Consider the following 21971-nt stretch of genomic DNA (forward strand, 5'->3'; position numbering starts at 1 on the left):
GAACTTCTAAGAACCGTAAACGGGTATGGTCAAATTACTCAGCCAGCCTTTCCCTATCGAAGATGCGCTAGGGCGTCAGTTCCTTCGAGCTGCACTTATGGGGTTATTTGTTGGGTTGTTCCTGCTTATTTTTCAGCCATTCGGGCTTGCTACGTGGGAAACGGCCAATAAACTGGTGAAGATACTGGGGTTTGGGCTGATCACGTTTCTGATCACCGCGTTCAACCTTACCATCTGGCCCCGGTTATTTCCCCGGCAATATACCGATGAGCGTTGGACCATCGGGCGCGAAATTGTGTCGATCATGGTCCACGTTCTACTGATTGCTATCGCCAATCGGGTTTATCTGGAATGGCTGGTCGATGAGGGGAAAAGCGGTATCGGCTGGGTTAGTATGCTTGTCATCACTTTTCTGATTGCTTTGTTTCCGGTAACGGGTGCCGTGCTGTTCAGCTACATCCGGCAGTTGAAAAAATACAGCCGCGCGGCCGCCGAATTGCCCATTCACCCGCCCGAAACAGGTAGTCCGGAAAGCATACGTCAAGCAGAATTGTCTCCGAATGCTTTATCGGATACAACCCTAACGCTCGTTGCCGACAACGACAAAGACACCATTACCCTGTCGTCAACTGAATTGCTTTTCATCGAATCCAGCGATAATTACTGTACCGTTGTTTATTTGAAGAACAGTTTGTCAGGCCAGTCTCAGCCAGTAAAGCCGCTACTACGAAGTAGTCTGAGTCGTCTGGAGAGTCAGATTACTTCACCCCATATTGTTCGGTGTCATCGTTCCTACGTCGTCAATCTCGATCGGGTCGAGCGTGTCACGGGGAATGCGCAGGGCTATAAACTGCATTTATCCGGTGGACAGTTTCAGGTCCCCGTCGCCCGTAAATATAATGAGACGCTGGTCGCCGAACTAAAGGCTTTGTGAAACGCCCCACCAGTCGTCCCTGTCGGGGCTTTTGTTTGTCAAACATCCCAAAACCTGCCCGTAGTCCCATTCATTGGCTCCGATCGGATTCATCGCCGTAGGTTTGTTCCAGTCAAACACAACCGCCCTTCGGCCATGAAAACGCTTATCATCACCCTGCTTACTACCCATATTGCCACCGGTATAATCGCTCTACTGGTCGGCCTGATCCCGATGTTTTCCAAAAAGGGTAGCCGCCTTCACAATCGCGCCGGCCTTGTCTATGTCTACTGCATGATCACCGTAGCGATAACGGCCCTGCTATTGTGCGCACTGCAACCTTTTAAAATGATGCGGTTGTTCCTGACGGGTATTGCTGTATTCAGTTTTTACCTGAGCGTGACCGGATGGCGCGCTACGAAGCAAAAAAGATCGGGACCAACCAACTTTGACAGAATCCTTACCTATGTCACGCTAGCTGTAAGTATATCGATGATCGGTTTTGGGCTCTATCTGATTACCCAATCCAGCAATTCGTTTTTCCCCACCCTGTTCACATTCTTCGGCGCGTTGACGGGGCTATTTGCCCGGCAGGATATTCGGCAATTTAGCCACCCCACCGAAGACATGCATTGGTTCTTCCAGCACTTTACGCGGATGGGCGGGTCATACATTGCCACGTTCACGGCAGCTCTGGTAACAAACGCAGGTCGTATCATACCCGGAAACGCACCCATCTGGACCCACACTGTGGCCTGGATTGCGCCCGCCGTTCTGGGTGGTCTGATGATCAGAAAGACCGTGCGGTATTACAAACAGAAATTTGCCGCGACCAAATCAGCTTCAGCCTAAATGATCAGTTAAGCAGTAGTCCTTTTGCGGTTGGTAGGGATGCCTGGGCCCACTGAAGCATCTGTTTGCCCGAATAATGCAGACCGTCCGAGGCAAATTGCGTGTCGTCGCCAGCGGCCTTGCGAGAGAAAGGAGTAATGTCAACATACGCAACGCCAGCCGCTTTGCATTCCTGTTGAGCGATAGCGTTGAAGGCGTCGATGGCCTCGGCAATCTGCTTTTGATTGCGGCCCTGGGCGTAAGGCGACTGGCCCCAATCGGGAATGGACAGTACGAACACGCGGTTCGATTTGCCACCCGCGAAGTTGATGGCTGTCTGTAACAATGCCCGAAATTCCGTTTGGTACCGATCCTGCGATTGACCCCGGTATTGATTGTTAACCCCGATGAGTAACGAAACCAGCCCGTAGGTTTTCTGATTGCCGCTGGCTTTAATTGCGTCCTGCAACTCGGCGGTAGTCCAGCCCGTGCGGGCAATGATGTCCGGATCGGCAACGTCCACACCATCTTTACGCAACAAACCCGCCAGCTGAACGCTCCACCGCTCGGACGCTGAAACGCTTTCGCCGATGGTGTACGAATCGCCAAGCGATAGAAAACTGTATTTAGCTTTCGACGCGTCAGGGTTTGTGATCATAACGGAGTCGTTAGGGGGCTGCGTACAAGCCAGCAACGAGACAAGAATCGCATGGGTACCCCACAGGATTTGTGTGATTTTGGTGATTATCATGATTTCATCAATGCGTTACTAATCATCGATAATAAACGCATCTGGTCAAGAACTGGATTTAGTTCAGAAATCATAACAATCGCGTAAATCACACAAACCCTGTGGGGCCGCCCATACGGTTCTGATTATTCCTGCTCCAGCAAAAACGCTTTAATGAACGGATCGATGTCACCATCCAGAACGGCTTCCGTGTTCGAAGTCTGGTAGCCCGTGCGGTGATCCTTTACCCGCCGGTCGTCGAGTACGTAGGAACGAATCTGCGATCCCCACTCGATCTTCTGCTTTCCGGCCTCAACTTCGGCGCGGGCGGCATTGCGTTTCTGAACCTCGATCTCGTATAGTTTCGATTTCAGCAGCCGCATGGCTACTTCTTTGTTCTGTAACTGGCTCCGTTCCTGCTGACATTCGATGATCAGGCCCGACGGTTTATGTTTCAGCCGTACTGCCGTCTCTACTTTGTTGACATTCTGGCCGCCAGCGCCACCCGACCGGAAAGTATCCCAATCGATATCAGCCGGATTTACCTCGATCTCAATCGTGTCGTCCACGAGCGGGTACGCATACACGGAAGCAAACGAGGTATGTCGGCGCGCATTGGAGTCGAAGGGCGAAATCCGAACAAGCCGGTGTACGCCATTCTCTGACTTCAGGAAGCCATACGCCAGCGCACCATCCACTTCAATGGTTGCCGATTTTATTCCAGCCGTGTCGCCTTCTTGATAATCAACCTGTTTCAAGCCGTAGCCGTGCTTCTCGGCCCAACGCATATACATCCGGTACAGCATGTCGGCCCAGTCCTGGCTTTCGGTGCCACCCGCTCCTGCATTGATTTCGATAACGGCGCTCAGCTGATCTTCTTCGTTGCCGAGCATTTTTTTGAGTTCGAGGTCTTCGAGCGTAGTCGTCACGTTGCGACCTTCCTCATCGACTTCTTCCTCCAATACATCGCCGGCCTCGTAGAATTCGAACAGGGTTTCGAGATCGCCGAACTGGCTGTTTAATTTATCGTAGCCGGAAATCCAGCCTTTCAGGGAGCGAACTTGCTTCATTACGCCTTCGGCGCGGGCGGCATCGCTCCAGAATTCAGGCTGAAAGGTCTGTTGTTCGAGTTCGGCTAATTGGTCGCTTTTGGTGTCGTAGTCAAAGATACCCCCTCAGGGCCTCTACTCTGACCCTCAAGCCGTTCAACTGATCAGTTGTCATGAACTTGTCGTATTAGTAATGGATGTTGGACAGTAAACGCTGAACGCTGGCTACTTGTCAGATTCAGCGCTTAACACGTTGTCTTTCCGCAAAGATAGAACAAAAGGAAGTGGGTATGTGGTTTCGCCGGTCCGTCGGCGAATTTGCTGGTTCACGGTCCATCGTTACTAGCAAACGCGCCGGGACCTTACGTTCTTCGGGAAGCGCGATCGGGTTACGAAAGAATGTGTCCAGCTAACGGGAAACTAACGGGCAGTATCGGCTTGGACGTTCGTTCTGTATCAACTTTTCAACCTACATTTGCGTTCTAAACTTAGTGGTAAGTTTGTCATCCCGACGAAGGAGAGAACTTACTGCTTTGCTTCTAGTACGTATTCTCCTGTCGTCGGAATGACAAAAATCAACTAAAAATAATGGCTTCACAGTACGATGTAATCGTTGTGGGTAGCGGGCCGGGCGGTTATGTAGCCGCCATCCGGGCGTCGCAGTTGGGTATGAAAACAGCCGTCATTGAGCGCGAAAGCCTCGGCGGTATCTGTCTGAACTGGGGCTGTATCCCTACCAAAGCGCTGCTGAAATCAGCACAGGTTTTTGAATACATTAAACACTCTGCCGATTACGGAATTACGATTTCGGGCGAGTCGCAGGCCGATTTCGGGGCTGTTATCAAACGGAGCCGGGGCGTTGCCGATAGCATGAGCAAGGGCGTCCAGTTTCTGATGAAAAAAAATAAAATCGACGTGATCAATGGCGTCGGTAAGGTGAAGGCTGGCAAAAAAGTTGACGTGACAGCTGCCGATGGCAAAGTGACCGAATACGAAGCCAAGCACATCATCATCGCTACCGGTGGTCGGGCCCGTCAATTGCCCGCCGTTCCGTTCGATGGCGTTAAAGTGATCGAGTACCGGAAGGCGATGAGCCTCGAGAAACGCCCTGATTCCATGCTGGTCATCGGTTCCGGCGCTATCGGGGTTGAATTTGCCTACGTTTACGCCAGCATGGGCACGAAGGTGACGATCATCGAATTCCTGCCGAATGTGGTGCCGGTTGAAGACGAAGACATCTCGAAAGAGCTGGCCAAGCAGTACAAAAAGCTGGGTATCGACATCTATACGAAGTCGGAAGTGACGAAAGTAGACACGAGCGGCAAAGGCTGTAAAGTGTTCGTGAAAACGCCCGATGGCGAGAAAACCTTTGAAGCTGACGTAGTGCTGTCGGCGGCTGGTGTGGTTGCCAATATCGAAAACATCGGTCTCGAAGAAGTCGGTATCACCGTCGATCGGGGCAAGATCGTAACCGACGATTACTACCGGACGAACGTTGAAGGCTATTACGCCATTGGTGACGTTACCAAAGGGCAGGCCCTGGCACACGTAGCCTCGGCGGAAGCCATTATCTGCATCGAGAAAATTGCTGGTCAGCCACACGTTGAACCGCTGAACTACAATAACATTCCGGGCTGTACGTACTGCTCACCCGAAATCGCATCGGTTGGTTATACCGAAAAAGCGGCTCGTGAAGCAGGTTATGAACTGAAAATTGGCAAATTCCCCTTCACGGCATCGGGCAAAGCCAAAGCGGCTGGTACGCCGGAAGGATTCGTGAAAGTGATTTTCGACGCGAAATACGGTGAATTCCTGGGCGCGCACTTTATCGGCAACAACGTAACCGAAATGATTGCGGAAGTTGTTGCGGCCCGTAAACTGGAAACGACGGCCGAAGAAATTCTGAAATCGGTTCACCCGCACCCAACCATGTCGGAATCCATCAAAGACGCGACCGAAGCGGCTTACGGCGAAGCGATTCACCTGTAGCGAACGGATCCAGTTTCTGGGATCTGAACGGTTTAATAAGTTCCCCTGTCTTTCGCAAAAAAGCGTTGGGCAGGGGCTTTTTTTTGGGCTAATTTTGTTGTATATTGTATAAGGCGGCAAACGACCGCACCGGAGAGTCTTTTTCAGTCAGTCATGTTAAATGTTATTCAGCTACTGCCCGATTCGATTGCGAACCAAATTGCGGCTGGTGAGGTCGTTCAGCGTCCGGCATCGGTTGTAAAGGAGCTGCTCGAAAATTCGGTCGATGCTAAAGCGAAGTCGGTTCAAGTAATCATTCGCGAGGCTGGTAGAAACCTGATTCAGATCGTGGACGACGGAGCAGGCATGACTGAAACGGATGCCCGGATGAGTTTTGAACGACACGCAACGTCGAAGATCCGCACATCCGATGATCTGTTTCGCATCCGGACGATGGGTTTTCGGGGTGAAGCGCTGGCGTCGATTGCGGCCGTAGCGCAGGTAGAAATGCGTACCCGCCGGGCTGACGATGAACTGGGTACGCTTATCCGGATCGAAGGCTCGGACATAAAAGCGCAGGAAGCCATTTCGTGTCTGCCGGGCACGAATCTGCTTATTAAGAATCTGTTCTTCAACGTACCCGCTCGCCGGAATTTCCTGAAATCGAACTCGGTCGAGATGCGGCATGTCATCGACGAATTCCAGCGGGTGGCCCTTGCCAATCCGGAAGTGGGCTTCTCGTTGTTCCATAACGATCAGGAAATCTATAACCTGCCCGCTGGTAAACTCAGCCGCCGGATCATTGATATGTTTGGCAAAAGTTACCGCGAACAACTGAACTACTGCGAAGAACAAACGCCTTACGTGACCGTACGCGGCTACATCGGTAAACCCGAATCGGCCAAAAAAGCACGAAATGAACAGTTCTTCTTCGTCAACAATCGATACATCAAGCACAATTACCTGCACCATGCAGTGATAGGGGCTTACGAGGGAACTTTGCCCGAAGGTAGCCATCCCTTCTATGTGCTATTCGTTGACATTGACCCGTCGCACATCGATATCAATATTCACCCGACGAAGACAGAAATAAAATTCGACGACGAGCGCTCTGTGTATGCCATTATGATGGCTGCCGTTCGGAAAGCGGTTGGCGTTTATAACCTGGCTCCGTCGCTCGATTTCGAATCAGACGTTAACTTTTTGTCGGGTGGGCGTTCGGGGGGGAGCCGGCCTGCTGATACTGAATCGAAAGCCGATCTGCCTCGACCTATCACCCCTTCCTGGGAGTCGGCAGCGAAACCAGTAGCTGAAAAACCGAAAAGCGAACGGGTAACTTTTCGTGCTGATTCGCTCGACAAGGCAGCGGGTAGCAGTTTCGATATGCCACAGAAGCCAAGCAGTAATAACTGGCAGGCTTTGTTTAAAGGGTTGGAAGAATCGGAAAAAGTGCCATCCAGCGAACCGCCGGGTGACTGGCTGGGTCCCGTTAAATCGTCCGGTTCTGCACCGGCCAGTGAATCGACCGAGAGCGAAGCGGTAACGCTGGGTAGTCGGGCCAATCAACTTCAGGATGAACCGATCGTTGTTGAGGATGAGAACATCGTCCAGATTCAGAACCGTTACCTTTTAGCCACCATCAAGTCTGGAGTAATGGTGATTGATCAGCGCAGGGCCTACGAGCGGGTTTTATACGACCAGTTTCATGCCGCGTTGACGAAACATAACGGGGTGTCGCAGCAGTTGCTGTTTCCTAAAACCGTTACGCTGACGCCGGTTGATTTTCAGCTGGCGCTCGATCTGCGGGAGGATTTGATAAACCTGGGCTTTCAGTTTGACGAATTAGGGCAGAATACGTTTGTGATCAGGGGCGTACCGACACTGACAACTGGCGAAAACGAAGAAGAGCTTTTTGCGAATCTGCTGGCTCAGCTACGGGCCGAGACGGGACGGCTTAAGCTAGATCGTGCTGAGTCGCTGGCGCGGTCACTGGCTCGCCGGTCGTCGCAACGGCACGTCATCCGATTGAGTCTCGCGGAGCGGAAGGCTTTGGTCGGTCAGTTGTTTGCGTCATCGAATCCCAGTTACACACCAACGGGTGAACCAGTTACGACGGTATTGTCGTTAGATAAAATTGCGGGACTATTTCGGCAATAAATCAGTTAAAGAAGTAAATTGTAAAATCAGAAGCGATGTTTTCTTTGAGTCCGGTTGTTCGAACGTTACTGATCCTTAATGTATTGGTTTTTTTTGTTACAAACGACAGTATAATTGAGCAATTTGGGTTGCATTCCTTCTTGTCGGATCAATTCAATCCGATTCAGTTGTTAACACACATGTTTCTGCATAGTGGTTTCAGCCACATTTTCAGCAACATGATTGGTTTGATCGTTTTTGGGCCAATGCTTGAGCAGTTTTGGGGACCGCGTCGGTTTACGTTCTTTTACTTCTTTTGTGGTATTGGAGCTGCCCTGTTGTTCTCAGGCGTGAGTTATTACGAAATGCATAGTGTTTACGAGACTGTACAGGATTACCGGCTCGACCCTAATTTTGATACGTTCTCGGCCTTTATGGACCAGCATGCCAGTTCGTACTATGACCGGTTAGTGCCATTTATCGAGAACTTTAAAAATAACCCAACGGATTCTAAAAACATCCAAGACAGTCTGGCTATCGTGAATCGAATTTATACGAATCAAGTCAACGAGCCGATGGTAGGTGCGTCGGGTGCGATTTTTGGCGTGATTATGGCATTTGGTTTGATGTTTCCGAACACTCAGTTATTTTTATTGTTTCCACCTATACCGATTAAGGCGAAATACCTCGTTATGTTTTATGGGGCTTACGAAATCTACTCCGGCGTCTATCGGTCGCAAAGTGACAATGTAGCCCACTTTGCTCACATAGGCGGCATGTTGTTTGCATTCATTTTGGTCAAATACTGGAATTCACAGCGGAAAACATTTTATTAGGGATGAGCGGTTTGTTTGATGACTTTCGGAGCGAGTTCAACAAGCCCAACAACACGTTGGTGCAGTTGATATTGGTCAATACCGTTGTGTACCTGGCCGTGGTCACACTATTTGTAGCGTCGCACTTAGCCAATGCGACAACAATTTACGGGCTAGTCATTGACAATCTGGCTATTCCGGCTTCTATTGATTCGTTTCTGCACCGGCCTTGGACGCTATTGACCCATATCTTCGCCCACGAGGAGATATTTCATATCCTGTTCAATATGCTGTTCCTGTATTGGTTTGGTCGCCTGATCGATGAGTATCTGGGTAGCCGTCGTTTGGTAGGACTATACATAATGGGCGGCATTGCCGGTGGTTTGTTCTATCTGGCTATGTACAATCTGGTTCCTTATTTTCATGGTCAGATCGCTGAGTCGCAAATGCTGGGTGCATCGGCTGCGGCTTTATCCGTCGCGGTTGGCGCAGCCACCCTCTTACCGAACTACACATTTCATCTTCTTTTCTTCGGCCCCGTCCGAATCAAATACATTGTTTTTTTCTTTGTCGTCCTTTCGTTTGCACAGTCGGTAGGCCCGAATGCTGGAGGGAATATCGCTCATTTAGGCGGTGCGCTGATGGGCTTTTTCTACGTCAAACTACTTCAGAACGGTACCGACATGGGCCGTCCGATCTACTGGCTGGTTGATGGCTGGAGCAATTTGTTCCGGCCAAAACCAGCGGTTAAAGTTTCCTATCGGCAACGAAGCAGTGCCAGCGCGCAAGGCAGCGTTTACGCGTCGGCTGCTAGTTCAGCTACAACTATTTCAACCCCCGATCAGGATGAAGTAGACATGATCCTGGATAAAATTTCGCGCTCTGGTTACGAAAGTCTGACGCGTGAAGAAAAGCAAAAACTTTTTAGAGCCAGTCAACGTAACTAGTGGCTGTGACCTCTCTGTTTTCCGGCATATGACTCATATTCTCCAGATATAAATCTGTTCAAAATCTAAGCCCTCAGCCTCTGCGTATATCTCCAGACGGCTGGGGGCTTGGATTATTTATAAATCTGGCAAAAATAAATTACCTTCGCTCCCGGAATAGACGGGACAACCGCCGAAGGAAACATTGCATTCTATCCGTTTGTTATTGATTAACAGACGTTTTTCTGCTCTTCTACCATGCTGATTACCCCTGGCAGTCTTCTGGCCACCATCAACACGCCTGACGATCTTCGTAAACTCGATAAGTCCCGTCTGCCCCAACTTGCCGATGAACTTCGTCAGTTTATAATCGATGATGTATCGGTCTACGGCGGCCACTTTGGCGCTAGTCTGGGTGTCGTAGAATTATCCGTTGCGCTCCATTACGTGTTCAATACACCTGACGATCAGTTGGTGTGGGATGTGGGACATCAGGCATACGGGCATAAAATTCTTACGGGTCGGCGCGAAAAATTTCACACCAATCGGTTTTATAAAGGTATTTCTGGCTTCCCGAAGCGGAAAGAGAGTGTTTATGACTCGTTCGGGGTCGGTCACTCGTCAACGTCCATTTCGGCTGCATTGGGAATGGCTGTTGCGTCGCAGCTTCAGGGGAAACCACAGCGCAATCATATTGCGGTGATCGGCGATGGCGCTCTAACGGCTGGTGAAGCATTTGAGGGCATGAATCACGCCGGAGCAACGGATAGCAATCTGCTGATCGTTCTGAACGATAATTGCATGAGCATCGACCCCAACGTGGGTGCTTTACGCGAGTATCTGACCGATATCACAACGTCTCAAACCTACAATAAGGTTAAAGACGAAATCTGGAATCTGCTCGGCAAGATGAGCAAGTTCGGAAAGAGTGCTCAGGACATTGTCTCTAAAGTTGAGTCGGGCATTAAAACGTCGCTGCTCGATCAGAGCAATCTGTTCGAGTCGCTGAACCTGCGCTATTTCGGGCCAATTGACGGGCACGATATCGATCATCTGGTGAGCGTCTTAGACGACCTCAAAAATATTCCCGGGCCTAAATTACTGCACGTTCTGACCGTGAAGGGAAAAGGCTATGCACCTGCCGAAAAAGATCAAACCAAGTGGCACGCGCCGGGCTTGTTCGACAAGGTTACGGGTGTTATTCAGAAGAAAATCTACGATATGCCACAACCTCCAAAATATCAGGAGGTTTTTGGAAATACACTGGTTGAACTGGCTGAGCAGAATCCGCGCATTGTGGGTGTAACGCCCGCCATGCCATCGGGCTCGTCGATGAACATCATGATGAAGGCGATGCCCGATCGTGCTTTCGATGTTGGTATTGCTGAACAGCACGCTGTCACGTTCTCGGCGGGTATGGCTACACAAGGTGAAGTTGTATTCTGCAACATTTACTCAACGTTCATGCAACGGGCCTACGATCAGGTTATTCACGACGTTTGTATCCAGGAATTGCCCGTCGTTTTTTGTCTTGACCGCGCTGGTTTTGCCGGAGCCGATGGACCCACTCACCATGGCGCCTACGATCTGGCATTTATGCGCTGCATTCCAAATATGATTGTGGCAGCCCCCATGAATGAGCAAGAACTGCGCAACATGATGTATACCGCACAGTCGGACGAAATTCAGCAGGGTAAGCAGGCTTTTACGATTCGGTATCCAAGGGGTGAAGGTGTTATGCCCAACTGGCGTTTACCATTTGAGAAACAGACAGTTGGCAAAGGACGGCTGGTCTCTGATGGCGAGAATGTTGCTATTTTAACGATAGGCCATATTGGTAATTACGCTGTTGAGGCTACCACAATGCTGGCTAAAGAAGGCATTCGGCCCGCCCATTTCGACATGCGTTATGTAAAGCCGCTGGATGAAGCGCTTCTTCACCAGATTTTCAGTCGTTTCGATCGGGTTCTTACGGTTGAAGATGGTTGCATTATGGGTGGTTTTGGTAGCGCGGTGTTGGAGTTTATGGCTAACCACGGCTACATGGCCCGCGTTAAACGACTTGGTATTCCAGATGCTGTCATTGAACACGGCGAACAGATTGAACTTCATCACGAGTGCGGCTTCGATCCACAGGGTATTGCTGACGCTGTACGCGAGCTGCTTTTTACGGGACGGGCGGTAGCTGTTTAGAACTCATATGTTGACGGGATTACCGGGTCAACAGGATAGCTATCCTGTTGACCCGGTAATCCCGTTTTTTTTTGCTATGAATGTATTCAAATTTGGTGGCGCATCGGTAAAAGATGCAGCCGGTGTACAAAATCTGGCCGGCATCGTTCAGGATCAGGGTAAGGGGACCGTCATTGTCGTATCGGCGATGGGCAAAATGACCAATGCCCTTGAAGAACTCGTTCGTGCCTATGTTAGCCAGAAACCAGCTGAAACTGAAGAGCACTTACTGGCGATTCGCGCTTACCACGAACAGATCATCCACGAACTGACGGGTAATTTTGATCGGGTCTACCAAACGCTGGATAATCTGTCAAACTATCTGAAGAAAGCGCCTGCCAGTACTTACGATGAGGTGTATGACCAAATCGTTTCGCTGGGTGAGATCATGTCTACACAGATCGTAGCGGCTTACTTGGCGGAATTAGGCGTACCGACCCATTGGGCAGACGCACGGCAGCTTATTGCTACGGATACAACCTTCCGGGAAGGTCAGGTAGACTGGGAAGAAACTAATCGGCGAATTAGCCACGCGGTTCCGAAAAACGCCGTAACCGTGACACAGGGATTTATCGGTCAGACGCCGGATGGCCGGACAACGACGCTTGGTCGGGAAGGGTCAGACTATACAGCCGCTATTTTCGCGTACTGTCTGAATGCCAAAAGCGTTACGATCTGGAAAGACGTACCCGGCGTTTTGAATGCCGATCCGAAGTGGTTCGATGAGACGGTACTATTAGAGAAAATCACCTACCAGGACGCGATCGAACTGGCCTATTACGGAGCGACGGTTATTCATCCTAAAACGATAAAACCACTGCAAAATAAGGGTATACCGCTCTACGTGCGTTCATTCATAAAGCCGGAAGCGCCAGGAACGGTTATTGGGAATTACGAGCAGCATCTGCTCATCCCGTCGTTCATCTTTAAGATCAATCAGGTTTTGATTTCGCTTCACCCGACTGATTTTTCGTTCATTGCCGAAGACAATCTGAGCCGGATTTTTGGTCGGTTCGCGCAGGCCGGGGTTAAAATCAACCTGATGCAGAATACGGCCATCAGCTTTTCAGTCGTGGTCGATAACAATCCCGACCGGGTGCCTGACTTGCTGGAGCTACTGAAACAGGACTTCCGGGTGAGTTATAACCAGGGGCTGGAGTTAATAACGATCCGTTATTACGATCAAAGCACCATTGACCGCGTGTTGGTCAACAAGCGGTTGTTGCTTGAGCAGAAGAGCCGGTATACGGTTCAACTGGTCGTGAAAGATTTGGGATGATGCACGAACAGTAACGCGGGTGAAAACCCAAGCACCCAGCACCCTCTGTAGCACCTACACTAAAACTTCGGACAAGGTAATTTCTTGTCCCGACGCCGAACATTCGACCGGCGGCCTTCTGGTTTCTCGAAGATATACGACAAGGATAACTCGTGCGATCCACCGCTATTGCCAAGCGTCGAAACGGTGAAGTCGTAGCTATAGCCAATCGAAAATTTATCCATGCGCCAACCCGCCAGCAGGGCAACGGCGTCGTGATTGTTAATCGTCTGCTCGTATTTCTTGAACGGAATCCCCCGGTAATACGCTCCAACCGTCAGGGGCGCGTAGGTCAGGTAAGCGCCAATATCCAGCTGATCGTATTTCCCCTGAAATTTGTAAAGAATGACGGGCGAAAAACTGATTTCCCGATCCTGTTCATCGGCTAAACCCGTAAACCCACCGAGCGGAATTCGCAGGCCAGCCTGAAAGCTTCCTTTTATGGGGAGACGATTCTGACCCGCGACAAAAAAGCTCTGATCGGGTCGGTTAATGTGGTGAGCCGCTGCCCCAACCCAGAACCAGTCAGAATAAAATAAAGCGCCGGTCGAAAAATCGAGGTACTTATTTCTGGGTGATCCGGCCAACAACGTCGGGTCCTGTGAAACACTACCTGATATAAACCCCTGATCGGTAAACTGATCGCCCGTCGTTAAGCCAAAATAATTGACATTTCGATTAACGTATGAACCCTGCAAGCCAAGCCGAACGAAGGACGACTCGCTCACCTGAAACTGGTAAGAGTATTGCAACCCTATTTCCGTAGATTGAATCCTACCCTGACCCTGGTTGTCATTCTGGATCAACAGGCCCACACCACTATTAACTTTATCGAAATAATGATCAAGACCAATCATTGTCGTCACGTAATTGGTGATTGCAGGCCATTGATTCCGATAGTTCGCTGTGATACGGGGGGCAAGTGCCGATCCGGCAAAAGCGGGGTTCAGGTAAAGCGGGGCGGCATAAAATTGGGTGAACTGCGGATCCTGCGCGAAGGCCAGTTGGCTAAAGGCAAACGCCAAAACCGCCAATACGTATTTCTTACTCATAGCTGGAATATAAGGGCAAAGACTGAGCCAACTTAGCAGTTGCAACACTCTTAACGAAAAAAGAGTAATTAAGAGCATGAACAGCCCATAAAATTAACTTGCTTTTTATCGATTTTTACGATTGTAGAACGATAAAATTTTAACGAAGCCACTTCGTTTATACTAACGTAATGCCCCCGTTGTCTGTTATGCCAGGGGATGAATTTGTGCCGGTGGGCTTATTCCGAAATTTTTCATGGTAACTTATATTGGCCGTCTCTGTTTTATCGGGCTTTGGGCCACGCTGCTGCTGCTGGCAGGGCTGACTACATCCTGGGCGCAAACAACTAAAAGTTTTGGTATTAGTGGGAAAACGTGCGTTCCCGATGTTGAATGTAAAGCGGATTCGGTCGTGTTCACCGATAGCGTGCTGACAGGTGTGACCACACGCGTCTGGAATTTTGGCGATACGGGAGCGGGTAGTACATTAACGACACAACGAGATTCGATAGCCCGGCACGTTTATCAAACATCAGGCACCTATACGATTACGTTGACAAGAACGGTCAATGGGGTTGTACAGACAACAGAACGAAGAGTTCAAATATACAATCGTCCCCAACCTTTTTCTAAATGGCGTACTGATACGACAATTTGTAAAGGCGAAAAGATTACACTTGATCCCTACGCTGGCAGTGATCAGTCGAGATACAATTACTTGTGGTATCCGAAAGGAGATACTACACAGTCCATACAGGTTGACAGTTCAGGCTGTTATTCTGTAGAATCGATTGATCCGGCTACTGGCTGTTCGTATCAGGATCGGATCAATGTCGATGTGTGCGGGGAAAAGAAAGAGTCACAAGGGGTTAAATGGTATTTTGGAGCCAATGCCGGTCTGGATTTTAGCGGTGGTGGGGCGCCGAAACCCATCACGGATGGTAAACTAAACACCATCGAGGGTTCTTCGTCCATCGCTAATACCAAAGGTATTCTGCTGTTTTATACGGATGGTATCACAATCTACGACAAGGACGGCAAACCACTGAAATCACTCGACCCGCGTGATTCGGCCGCAACCGCGACGCCTATTCCGCTTGGTGGTAATAAAAATTCGACGCAATCAGCCCTGATCGTTCCGAAACCAACATGCCGCGGCTGCGAATATCTCTACTATGTGTACACCACCTCGGAAATTCGTGGTCAGAAAACGCTGACGTATAGCATCGTCGATATGCGTCAGAATGGGGGTAAAGGGGCTGTCGTTGAGAAAAACATACCCTTATCGAACAAGGGCACCGAGCAGTCTGCGTCGGTCCGCAATGATCGTGACTCTACCTACTGGGTCATTACCCGGCAGTATGGAACGAACACCTTCGAAATCCGGCACCTAACGCCCAGTGAAACGCCCGTTCTGACAACTTATACCGGTGGCCAAGCAATTGACTCTCTCGCGAATGCTGAGGGGTACATTAAAATTGGTCCGGCTGATACGACGGGTGGTAATAAGGGCAACCGGCCAATGGCCGTCGTTATTCCGGGGCCACCCAAAAACTCGGTCGATCTGTATACATTCAACGATTCGACAGGCGTAATGAAATTTGAGCGAACGCTCGATTTAGGCCCCGCTCCACCGAAAGCGTATGGCGTTGAGTTCTCTCCCGACGGTCAAAGTCTATACGTCACGATGTTGGCCGATACCAATGCCGATGGGAGCCTGAAAGGATCATCGTACGTGCTCAAGTATGATCTGACGCAGAAAGACTCGCTGTTGACCGGGTCCAGAACTGTGGTCGACAGCAGTACGACCCGGCAATACGGCTCCATTCAGATTGGCCCCGACGGACGAATCTACGTGGCCATAAAAGGCAGTAGTTCACTGGGAACCATCGATAACCCGAACGGCGGTTTGCTTGATAGTCTGGTTTTCAACCCATCCGGGCAATCGCTGGGCGGGCAAACCAGTCAGCTAGGCTTACCGAACCTTGTGGCTAATTTCAACGATCCATCGAGTGGGCCGGGGGTAACTTATTCTGATACGTGTACGAATGCCCCTACGGTGTTTCAAATTAGTCCTAACTGTCCAAAACTAAAGGAAACATACACATTAGATTTTGGCGATGGTAGTCAACCTAAATCAACGACGGCGACGCAACCGATTACTCATGCTTATACAAATCCCGGTCAATATGCTATCAGCTTACACATAGTGACCAGGACTAGTTCTGGAGGTATTTGTAAAGACACACTTATTCGGGATACATTAACGATTCTGGCAACCCCACCCGATATAAAGCTTGGTGCCGACACGGCCATTTGCAACAAGAAAGGACTCACGCTCGACATAAAGGTGCAGGCTAAACTATACGTCTGGGTTGTGAACGGTGCCGTAGTCAGCAGGCAAAAGACGCTGAAGCTGGAACTTCCCGGCTTCTATCACGTGATTGGTCTGGCGGCTAACGGCGAGTGCTTTAAAAGTGACACAATTGACGTTCAGATAAAGCCCGTACCGTCACTCGACCTCGGACCTGACACACTATTCTGCTATCGATCGGCGGTAGAGCTGACCGTGCCACAACGAACCTGGACGCAGTTCCAATGGAGTAATGGCGGAACAACCCGCACAATTTCGGTCAATGCAGCGGGGACATACTCTGTGACGGCACAAGCTACAGTAAACGGTACTACCTGCGAAAATTCGGATACCATTCGCGTACGTGAATTGCCAAAACTACGGGTAGCCGCTGCTTTGAAACAGCCTGTATCCTGTACATCGGCGGATGGAGCCATCGTGCTGACGCCCAATCCCGCTGGTGACTATCAATATGCCTGGGCGGGGACCGGTACATCAGGAACGGCACTGGCCGGAACGACCAATCAACAGACAGGACTTACCGAGGGCGGCTACAAAGTCACTATGACTGACACGCTGCACGAGTGCAAACTGGACACGGCGTTCACGCTAAAATCAACGGCGAATCAGCTAGCCCTTACGCCTTCCATCAGGGATGCACTGTGTAGCACGCCCAATAGCGGTACCATCAGCCTGACGATAACGGGTGGTACGGCGGTGAGCTACAACTGGTACGGCCAGAATAACACGCAACTGGCAACGACGCCCGTATTCAATACAGCCGCGCCCGGCCTGTACTCTGTTCAGGTAGTAGACGCGAACGGTTGCAAGGCCATCAGGGATAGTATCAAAGTAGGATTGGACAGTGCTGGTTTCGCCCGGCTAGGGCCAGAGCAGTTGAAGTGCATTGGTCAGTCAGTTACGCTCGCACCGGAAAACGCGCAGCAACCCGGTAATACGTATCAGTGGAGTACTGGTTCATCTGCGCCATCCATAACGGTAAATACGCCCGGCTCTTATAGCATCATCGTGCGTAACTCGCAGACGGGTTGTGTGGGTCGAAGCAATGTCCAGGTAACAGACCGGCCAGCACCCGCTTTCTCGCTTTCCAAAGAAGTGATCCTCTGTGAAGGCGATCAGGGACGGGCACAGATCGTCGCGAATGGAGCTACTGGTCTGCGCTATTTCTGGCTGAACCGTAACGATACGACCAATACGATCACCGTCAATCGGGCGGGGCAATATCAGGTTGTCGTGACTGATCCGGTGGGCTGTACAGCCATCGGTACGGCGCTGGCGTTGAACAAATGTGAACCCCGGGTAAATGTGCCCGAAGCCTTTACGCCTAACAACGATGGCGTGAACGATGTGCTTCAGGTGTTCTCGGCCTACGTAACGGACTACGAGTTACGCGTCTATAACCGATGGGGTGAGGTGATCTTTGTGGCCAACAATCCGGAGCAGAAATGGGACGGCACGTACAAGGGTTATTTATACCCACCCATGCTTTATCCGTACGTTATTACGTTCAAAAGTGAGTCATTTCCGGAGCGCGGAAACGTGGTAAAACGAGGGTCTGTACTGCTCATACGATAGCGGTTTTCTGCACTTTTTTTCGTATATTTGAGGTAAACGCCCCGGCCAAAAAGTCTGTTTTTCAGCCTGATTTGGCCGGGTTTGCACTAATCAAAATCATGCGAAACGACTTTCTGAAAGGAACAGGCGAGGGAATGACCGCTACCGATAAGGAGATCGAAAAAGCGCTTCGGCCGCTTTCCTTCGAGGACTTTACAGGACAGGCCAAGGTACTGGATAATCTCGAAGTATTTGTCAAGGCAGCCATGCAGCGGGGTGATGCGCTTGACCATGTACTGCTCCATGGTCCGCCGGGTTTGGGCAAAACAACGCTGTCGCACATTATAGCCAACGAACTCAACGCGAGTATTAAAATGACCTCCGGGCCAGTGCTGGATAAGCCCAGTGATCTGGCGGGTTTGCTGACCAATCTGCAACCAAACGATGTGTTGTTCATTGACGAGATTCACCGGCTTAACCCGATCGTGGAGGAGTATTTGTATTCGGCCATGGAAGATTACAAGATCGACATTATGCTCGATTCCGGTCCCAATGCCCGGACCGTGCAGATCAAGTTGAATCCGTTTACGCTCATCGGTGCTACGACAAGGGCTGGTATGCTGACATCACCCCTTCGGGCGCGGTTCGGTATCAGCTGTCGATTGGAGTATTACGATGCTAAACTGCTGACATCTATCGTGCAGCGATCGTCGGCTATTCTGGGCACACCGATCGATGAGACGGGTGCGTTTGAGATTGCCCGCCGGAGCCGGGGTACACCACGGATTGCCAACAACCTGCTGCGCCGAACCCGCGATTTTGCGCAGGTCAAGGGGAATGGCTATATCAATGTGGACATTGCCGAAATTGCCCTGAGTGCACTCGAAGTGGATCAGAACGGACTTGACGATATGGACAATCGGATTCTGACCACGATCATCGAGAAGTTCAAGGGTGGGCCGGTTGGTCTGACAACGATTGCTACCGCCTGTGGCGAAGAAGCAGAAACGATTGAGGAAGTCTACGAACCGTTTTTAATTCAGGAGGGATTTCTGATGCGTACATCCCGTGGTCGTGAAGCCACCGAGAAGGCTTACCTGCACCTGGGTATTGTACCGCCTTACAAGCCAGGTGAGCTGTTCAATTAAACGAGGCAGTGTAAGCGAGTAAACAGGGCATTGGCAGTCAATTTATGGCAAACTATCCTGTTTGCTCGCTCACTAACTGATCAATTAAGAATCTTGCTTTTGTAGATGCACTGAATGACATCGGCCACGGCAGTATCTACCAAGAAATAATAAATATTTTTTCCACTACGCCGAATATCAAGTATACCCTTGTCGCGCATATTGATCAGGTGATGCGAGATAAGCGATTGCTCAGCGTTCAGATTTTTGTAGATCGTTGACACATTCAGCTCTTTATTGTCATTCAGCATCTGAATTATTTTGATGCGCAGCGGATGGGCGACTGCTTTGAGCACATAAGCAGCTTTGTCAATGCGCTTATCCTCATCCAAATTTGTTTCAGTATCCATATAGGTAAGTATTATCAGGTGTGCGTTTGGTGAAAGTTATGCTAATTCCAGAAGGTAGAATTAGTAAGGTCTTCAATGTATGAACGAATTTATCTAAAGGTAGAATTAAGTATATGTTTCTACAATAAAAATATATTTATAGGTTATGGGATGTCTAAAACGCGCTTATTCTATCTATTATATGGTACTTACCTACTAGTAGTTTTTTAACTATACTTTTTTGTCTGTAGCCATTTTGCGGTCTCCCTTCCAGCTGATCAAAAAGACACCAGCAAGGACCAGAAGCGTGCCAATTACTTGTTGTACGCTGATCGTTTCGTGCAGAATTAGCGTAGCAAGAATGATCGTAAAGATTGGACCAATGCTGGCAATGATGGATGCATTACCCGATCCGACCCGTTTAATGCCTTCGGCAATCATGAACGTGGGAATCACCGTTACGAAAATCCCCATGCTCAATCCCAATGCATACACGGGAACTGGATAGCCACCCAGGTGTAACCCATTCGTTAATGCACAATGGATAACCGTGGGAACCGTCGCAGCGATCATGGCATAACAGGTGAATCGTTGTGATCCTACCCGCGCGATCATGCCATCGCTACCAACCAGATAAATGGCGTAGACTACTCCACTGAGTATAACCCAGAAGGCACCAAGCAGCGCATTCTTTTGCTGAGTAGTTTCGATGTTTCCTATGAACGCCAGCAGAATTCCGGCATATGTTAAGGCAAGTGCAACCACCTGCAAGCGGGTGATCCGGCGACCGAACCCCCAGGCATTCATGAGCAAAACGAATGTCGGGTACACGAAAAGCAGAATTCGCTCCAGACCCGCCGAGATATAGACTAGACCCAGAAAGTTAAAAAAGCTGGCCAGGTAATAGCCCGTAACACCCAGCATCGCCAGGGTCAGCCATTGTCGGAATGTGAGTTGAACAGGCGGGTACTTGCTCGCTAGTCTGAGCGCAATGCCTACGTAGAACGGCAGCGCAAAAAGCATGCGTAGCGTAAGCAGGGAAATCGAGTCGATGGGATACTGGTAAGCCAGCTTGATCAATATGCCTTTCATCGCAAAACAAAAAGCAGCCAGAAATACCAGAAAAGCTCCGAGCCAATAGCGAGTGTTGGACGATTGCTGCGCCATGAACCAGTCAAAAAGTGCGGCTGATAAGCGAATCGGGACCAGTCATGGATAGCTCATGCAGTAGTGAAGCTGCATCGCTAGTGACAACTGATCCCGATTTAATTTATTTCTGCCGGAAGAACACCGTAATGGGTACACCCGTGAAATCGAAATGGGCGCGGATTTTATTCTCCAGGAAGCGCTGATACGATTCCTGAACGTACTGCGGTAAATTACAGAAGAACACAAACGTGGGCGATGGTGTCGGAACCTGCAACATGTACTTGATCTTGATCAGCTTACCTTTCAACGCCGGGGGCGGATACGCTTCAATCTCAGCCTGCATGGCCTCGTTGAGTTTTGAGGTGGTGATCTTCTTGCTTTTGTTCTCGTACACTTCCATCGCCTTTTCCATCACCTGAAAAATGCGCTGTTTTTCGTGAACCGACGCGAAGATGATCGGTACGTAGTCGATCGGCATCATGCGCTGGATCATTTCCTTACGGAGAACATCGGCTGTACGGTGATCTTTTTCGACCGCATCCCATTTGTTCACCATAATCACGATGCCTTTCTTGGCCTTCACCGCCTGCCCGATGATGTTCAGATCCTGCGCTTCAAGACCCCGCGTCGCGTCGAGCATAATGATACACACGTCCGAATCTTCCATCGCTTTTATGGCCCGAAGCGTCGAATAGAACTCGATATTGTCCTGAATGCGGGCTTTGCGCCGAATACCAGCGGTGTCGGTCAAAATGAAATCTTTGCCGTACGCTTTGTAACGCGTGTTGATAGCATCGCGGGTCGTACCGGCAATGTTGGTCACGATGCTGCGCTCCTGACCCGTCAGCACGTTCAGGAAGGATGATTTACCGACGTTGGGACGGCCAAGAATGGCAATGCGGGGAATCCCGGCGTCCGGATCGGCTACACCCTCGGTCTGAAAATGCTTGATAACGTCATCAAGAAGATCACCCGTTCCGGTTCCCGTCATTGATGAGATCGGATACGGATCACCCAGCCCCAGTCCATAAAATTCGGTGGCACTGTGTGAGCGTTCGGCGGTTTCGGCCTTATTAGCAACAACGATCACTGGCTTTTTCGACCGGCGCAGCACATTTGCGAAATCTTCATCCAGACCCGTAATGCCGGTTTGCGTATCGACGACGAACAGAAGAACGGTCGATTCCTGAATGGCTATTTCAACCTGCTCCCGGATCGATTCTTCGAATACATCTTCTGATCCGACAACGTAACCACCTGTATCGATAACGGTGAAATATTTATCATTCCACTCGGAGGTGCCATAATGGCGATCGCGAGTAACACCACTCTGATTATCCATAATAGCCTGACGCTGTTCCGTTAACCGGTTAAACAGCGTAGACTTACCCACATTTGGGCGGCCAACTATTGCAACGATATTTGCCAT

Annotated in this window: 16 protein-coding genes; 10 read left to right on the top strand and 6 right to left on the bottom strand. The window is 50.0% G+C overall.

Features of this window, described 5'->3' with window-relative positions:
• Positions 1–25: 25 nt before the first annotated feature.
• Entirely contained in the window at positions 26–934 is a 909-nt protein-coding gene (locus GK091_RS01410) for a LytTR family DNA-binding domain-containing protein (RefSeq protein WP_164034846.1), read from the top strand.
• A gap of 135 nt (positions 935–1069) precedes the next feature.
• Positions 1070–1765: a DUF2306 domain-containing protein gene (locus tag GK091_RS01415; RefSeq protein WP_164034847.1), complete on the top strand. Its 696-nt coding sequence runs from the start codon at positions 1070–1072 to the stop codon at positions 1763–1765.
• Between the two features lie 4 nt (positions 1766–1769).
• Here GK091_RS01415 and GK091_RS01420 read toward each other — a convergent pair whose 3' ends face one another.
• Complete coding sequence (locus GK091_RS01420; protein WP_164034848.1) at positions 1770–2402, bottom strand: SGNH/GDSL hydrolase family protein; 633 nt, start codon at positions 2400–2402, stop codon at positions 1770–1772.
• A 218-nt stretch (positions 2403–2620) separates the two neighbouring features.
• Positions 2621–3698 (bottom strand): peptide chain release factor 2 gene (prfB, locus tag GK091_RS01425; RefSeq protein ID WP_164034849.1). Its coding sequence is split into 2 segments (ribosomal slippage): positions 2621–3637 and positions 3639–3698, totalling 1077 coding nucleotides; the frame shifts between segments, so codons are not numbered across the junction.
• 413 nt (positions 3699–4111) lie between these two features.
• Between prfB and lpdA the strand changes: the two genes are divergently transcribed.
• From lpdA to GK091_RS01455, 6 genes are all read left to right on the top strand, one after another.
• A complete protein-coding gene (gene lpdA, locus GK091_RS01430) occupies positions 4112–5512 on the top strand; it encodes a dihydrolipoyl dehydrogenase (RefSeq protein WP_164034850.1) in 1401 nt (466 codons plus the stop codon).
• A 153-nt stretch (positions 5513–5665) separates the two neighbouring features.
• A complete protein-coding gene (gene mutL / locus GK091_RS01435) occupies positions 5666–7648 on the top strand; it encodes a DNA mismatch repair endonuclease MutL (protein ID WP_164034851.1) in 1983 nt (660 codons plus the stop codon).
• Between the two features lie 35 nt (positions 7649–7683).
• Positions 7684–8463 carry a rhomboid family intramembrane serine protease gene (locus GK091_RS01440; RefSeq protein ID WP_164034852.1) on the top strand — a complete coding sequence of 260 codons (780 nt, stop codon included), beginning with the start codon at positions 7684–7686 and terminating at the stop codon, positions 8461–8463.
• Between the two features lie 2 nt (positions 8464–8465).
• On the top strand, positions 8466–9389 hold the full coding sequence (locus GK091_RS01445) for a rhomboid family intramembrane serine protease (RefSeq protein WP_164034853.1): 924 nt from the start codon (positions 8466–8468) through the stop codon (positions 9387–9389).
• A 237-nt stretch (positions 9390–9626) separates the two neighbouring features.
• Entirely contained in the window at positions 9627–11561 is a 1935-nt protein-coding gene (dxs, locus tag GK091_RS01450; RefSeq protein ID WP_164034854.1) for a 1-deoxy-D-xylulose-5-phosphate synthase, read from the top strand.
• Positions 11562–11637: 76 nt separating this feature from the next.
• A complete protein-coding gene (locus GK091_RS01455) occupies positions 11638–12879 on the top strand; it encodes an aspartate kinase (RefSeq protein ID WP_164034855.1) in 1242 nt (413 codons plus the stop codon).
• 59 nt (positions 12880–12938) lie between these two features.
• Here the strand turns inward: GK091_RS01455 and GK091_RS01460 are convergent, their stop codons facing one another.
• A complete protein-coding gene (locus GK091_RS01460) occupies positions 12939–13970 on the bottom strand; it encodes a PorP/SprF family type IX secretion system membrane protein (protein ID WP_164034856.1) in 1032 nt (343 codons plus the stop codon).
• A 235-nt stretch (positions 13971–14205) separates the two neighbouring features.
• On the opposite strand from GK091_RS01460, the gene GK091_RS01465 reads away from it, so the two are divergent.
• Together GK091_RS01465 and ruvB are read left to right on the top strand one after the other, a co-directional pair.
• Entirely contained in the window at positions 14206–17898 is a 3693-nt protein-coding gene (locus GK091_RS01465; protein WP_164034857.1) for a T9SS type B sorting domain-containing protein, read from the top strand.
• Between the two features lie 98 nt (positions 17899–17996).
• Positions 17997–19025: a Holliday junction branch migration DNA helicase RuvB gene (ruvB, locus tag GK091_RS01470; protein WP_164034858.1), complete on the top strand. Its 1029-nt coding sequence runs from the start codon at positions 17997–17999 to the stop codon at positions 19023–19025.
• Positions 19026–19105: 80 nt separating this feature from the next.
• Here ruvB and GK091_RS01475 read toward each other — a convergent pair whose 3' ends face one another.
• The 3 genes from GK091_RS01475 to der form a co-directional block, all read right to left on the bottom strand.
• Positions 19106–19414, bottom strand: coding sequence for an ArsR/SmtB family transcription factor (locus GK091_RS01475; protein WP_164034859.1), 309 nt, complete (start codon positions 19412–19414; stop codon positions 19106–19108).
• A 210-nt stretch (positions 19415–19624) separates the two neighbouring features.
• A complete protein-coding gene (locus GK091_RS01480) occupies positions 19625–20560 on the bottom strand; it encodes a DMT family transporter (protein WP_164034860.1) in 936 nt (311 codons plus the stop codon).
• 103 nt (positions 20561–20663) lie between these two features.
• A complete protein-coding gene (gene der, locus GK091_RS01485) occupies positions 20664–21971 on the bottom strand; it encodes a ribosome biogenesis GTPase Der (protein ID WP_164034861.1) in 1308 nt (435 codons plus the stop codon).

This window comes from Spirosoma agri, assembly GCF_010747415.1.
Lineage (GTDB): Bacteria > Bacteroidota > Bacteroidia > Cytophagales > Spirosomataceae > Spirosoma > Spirosoma agri.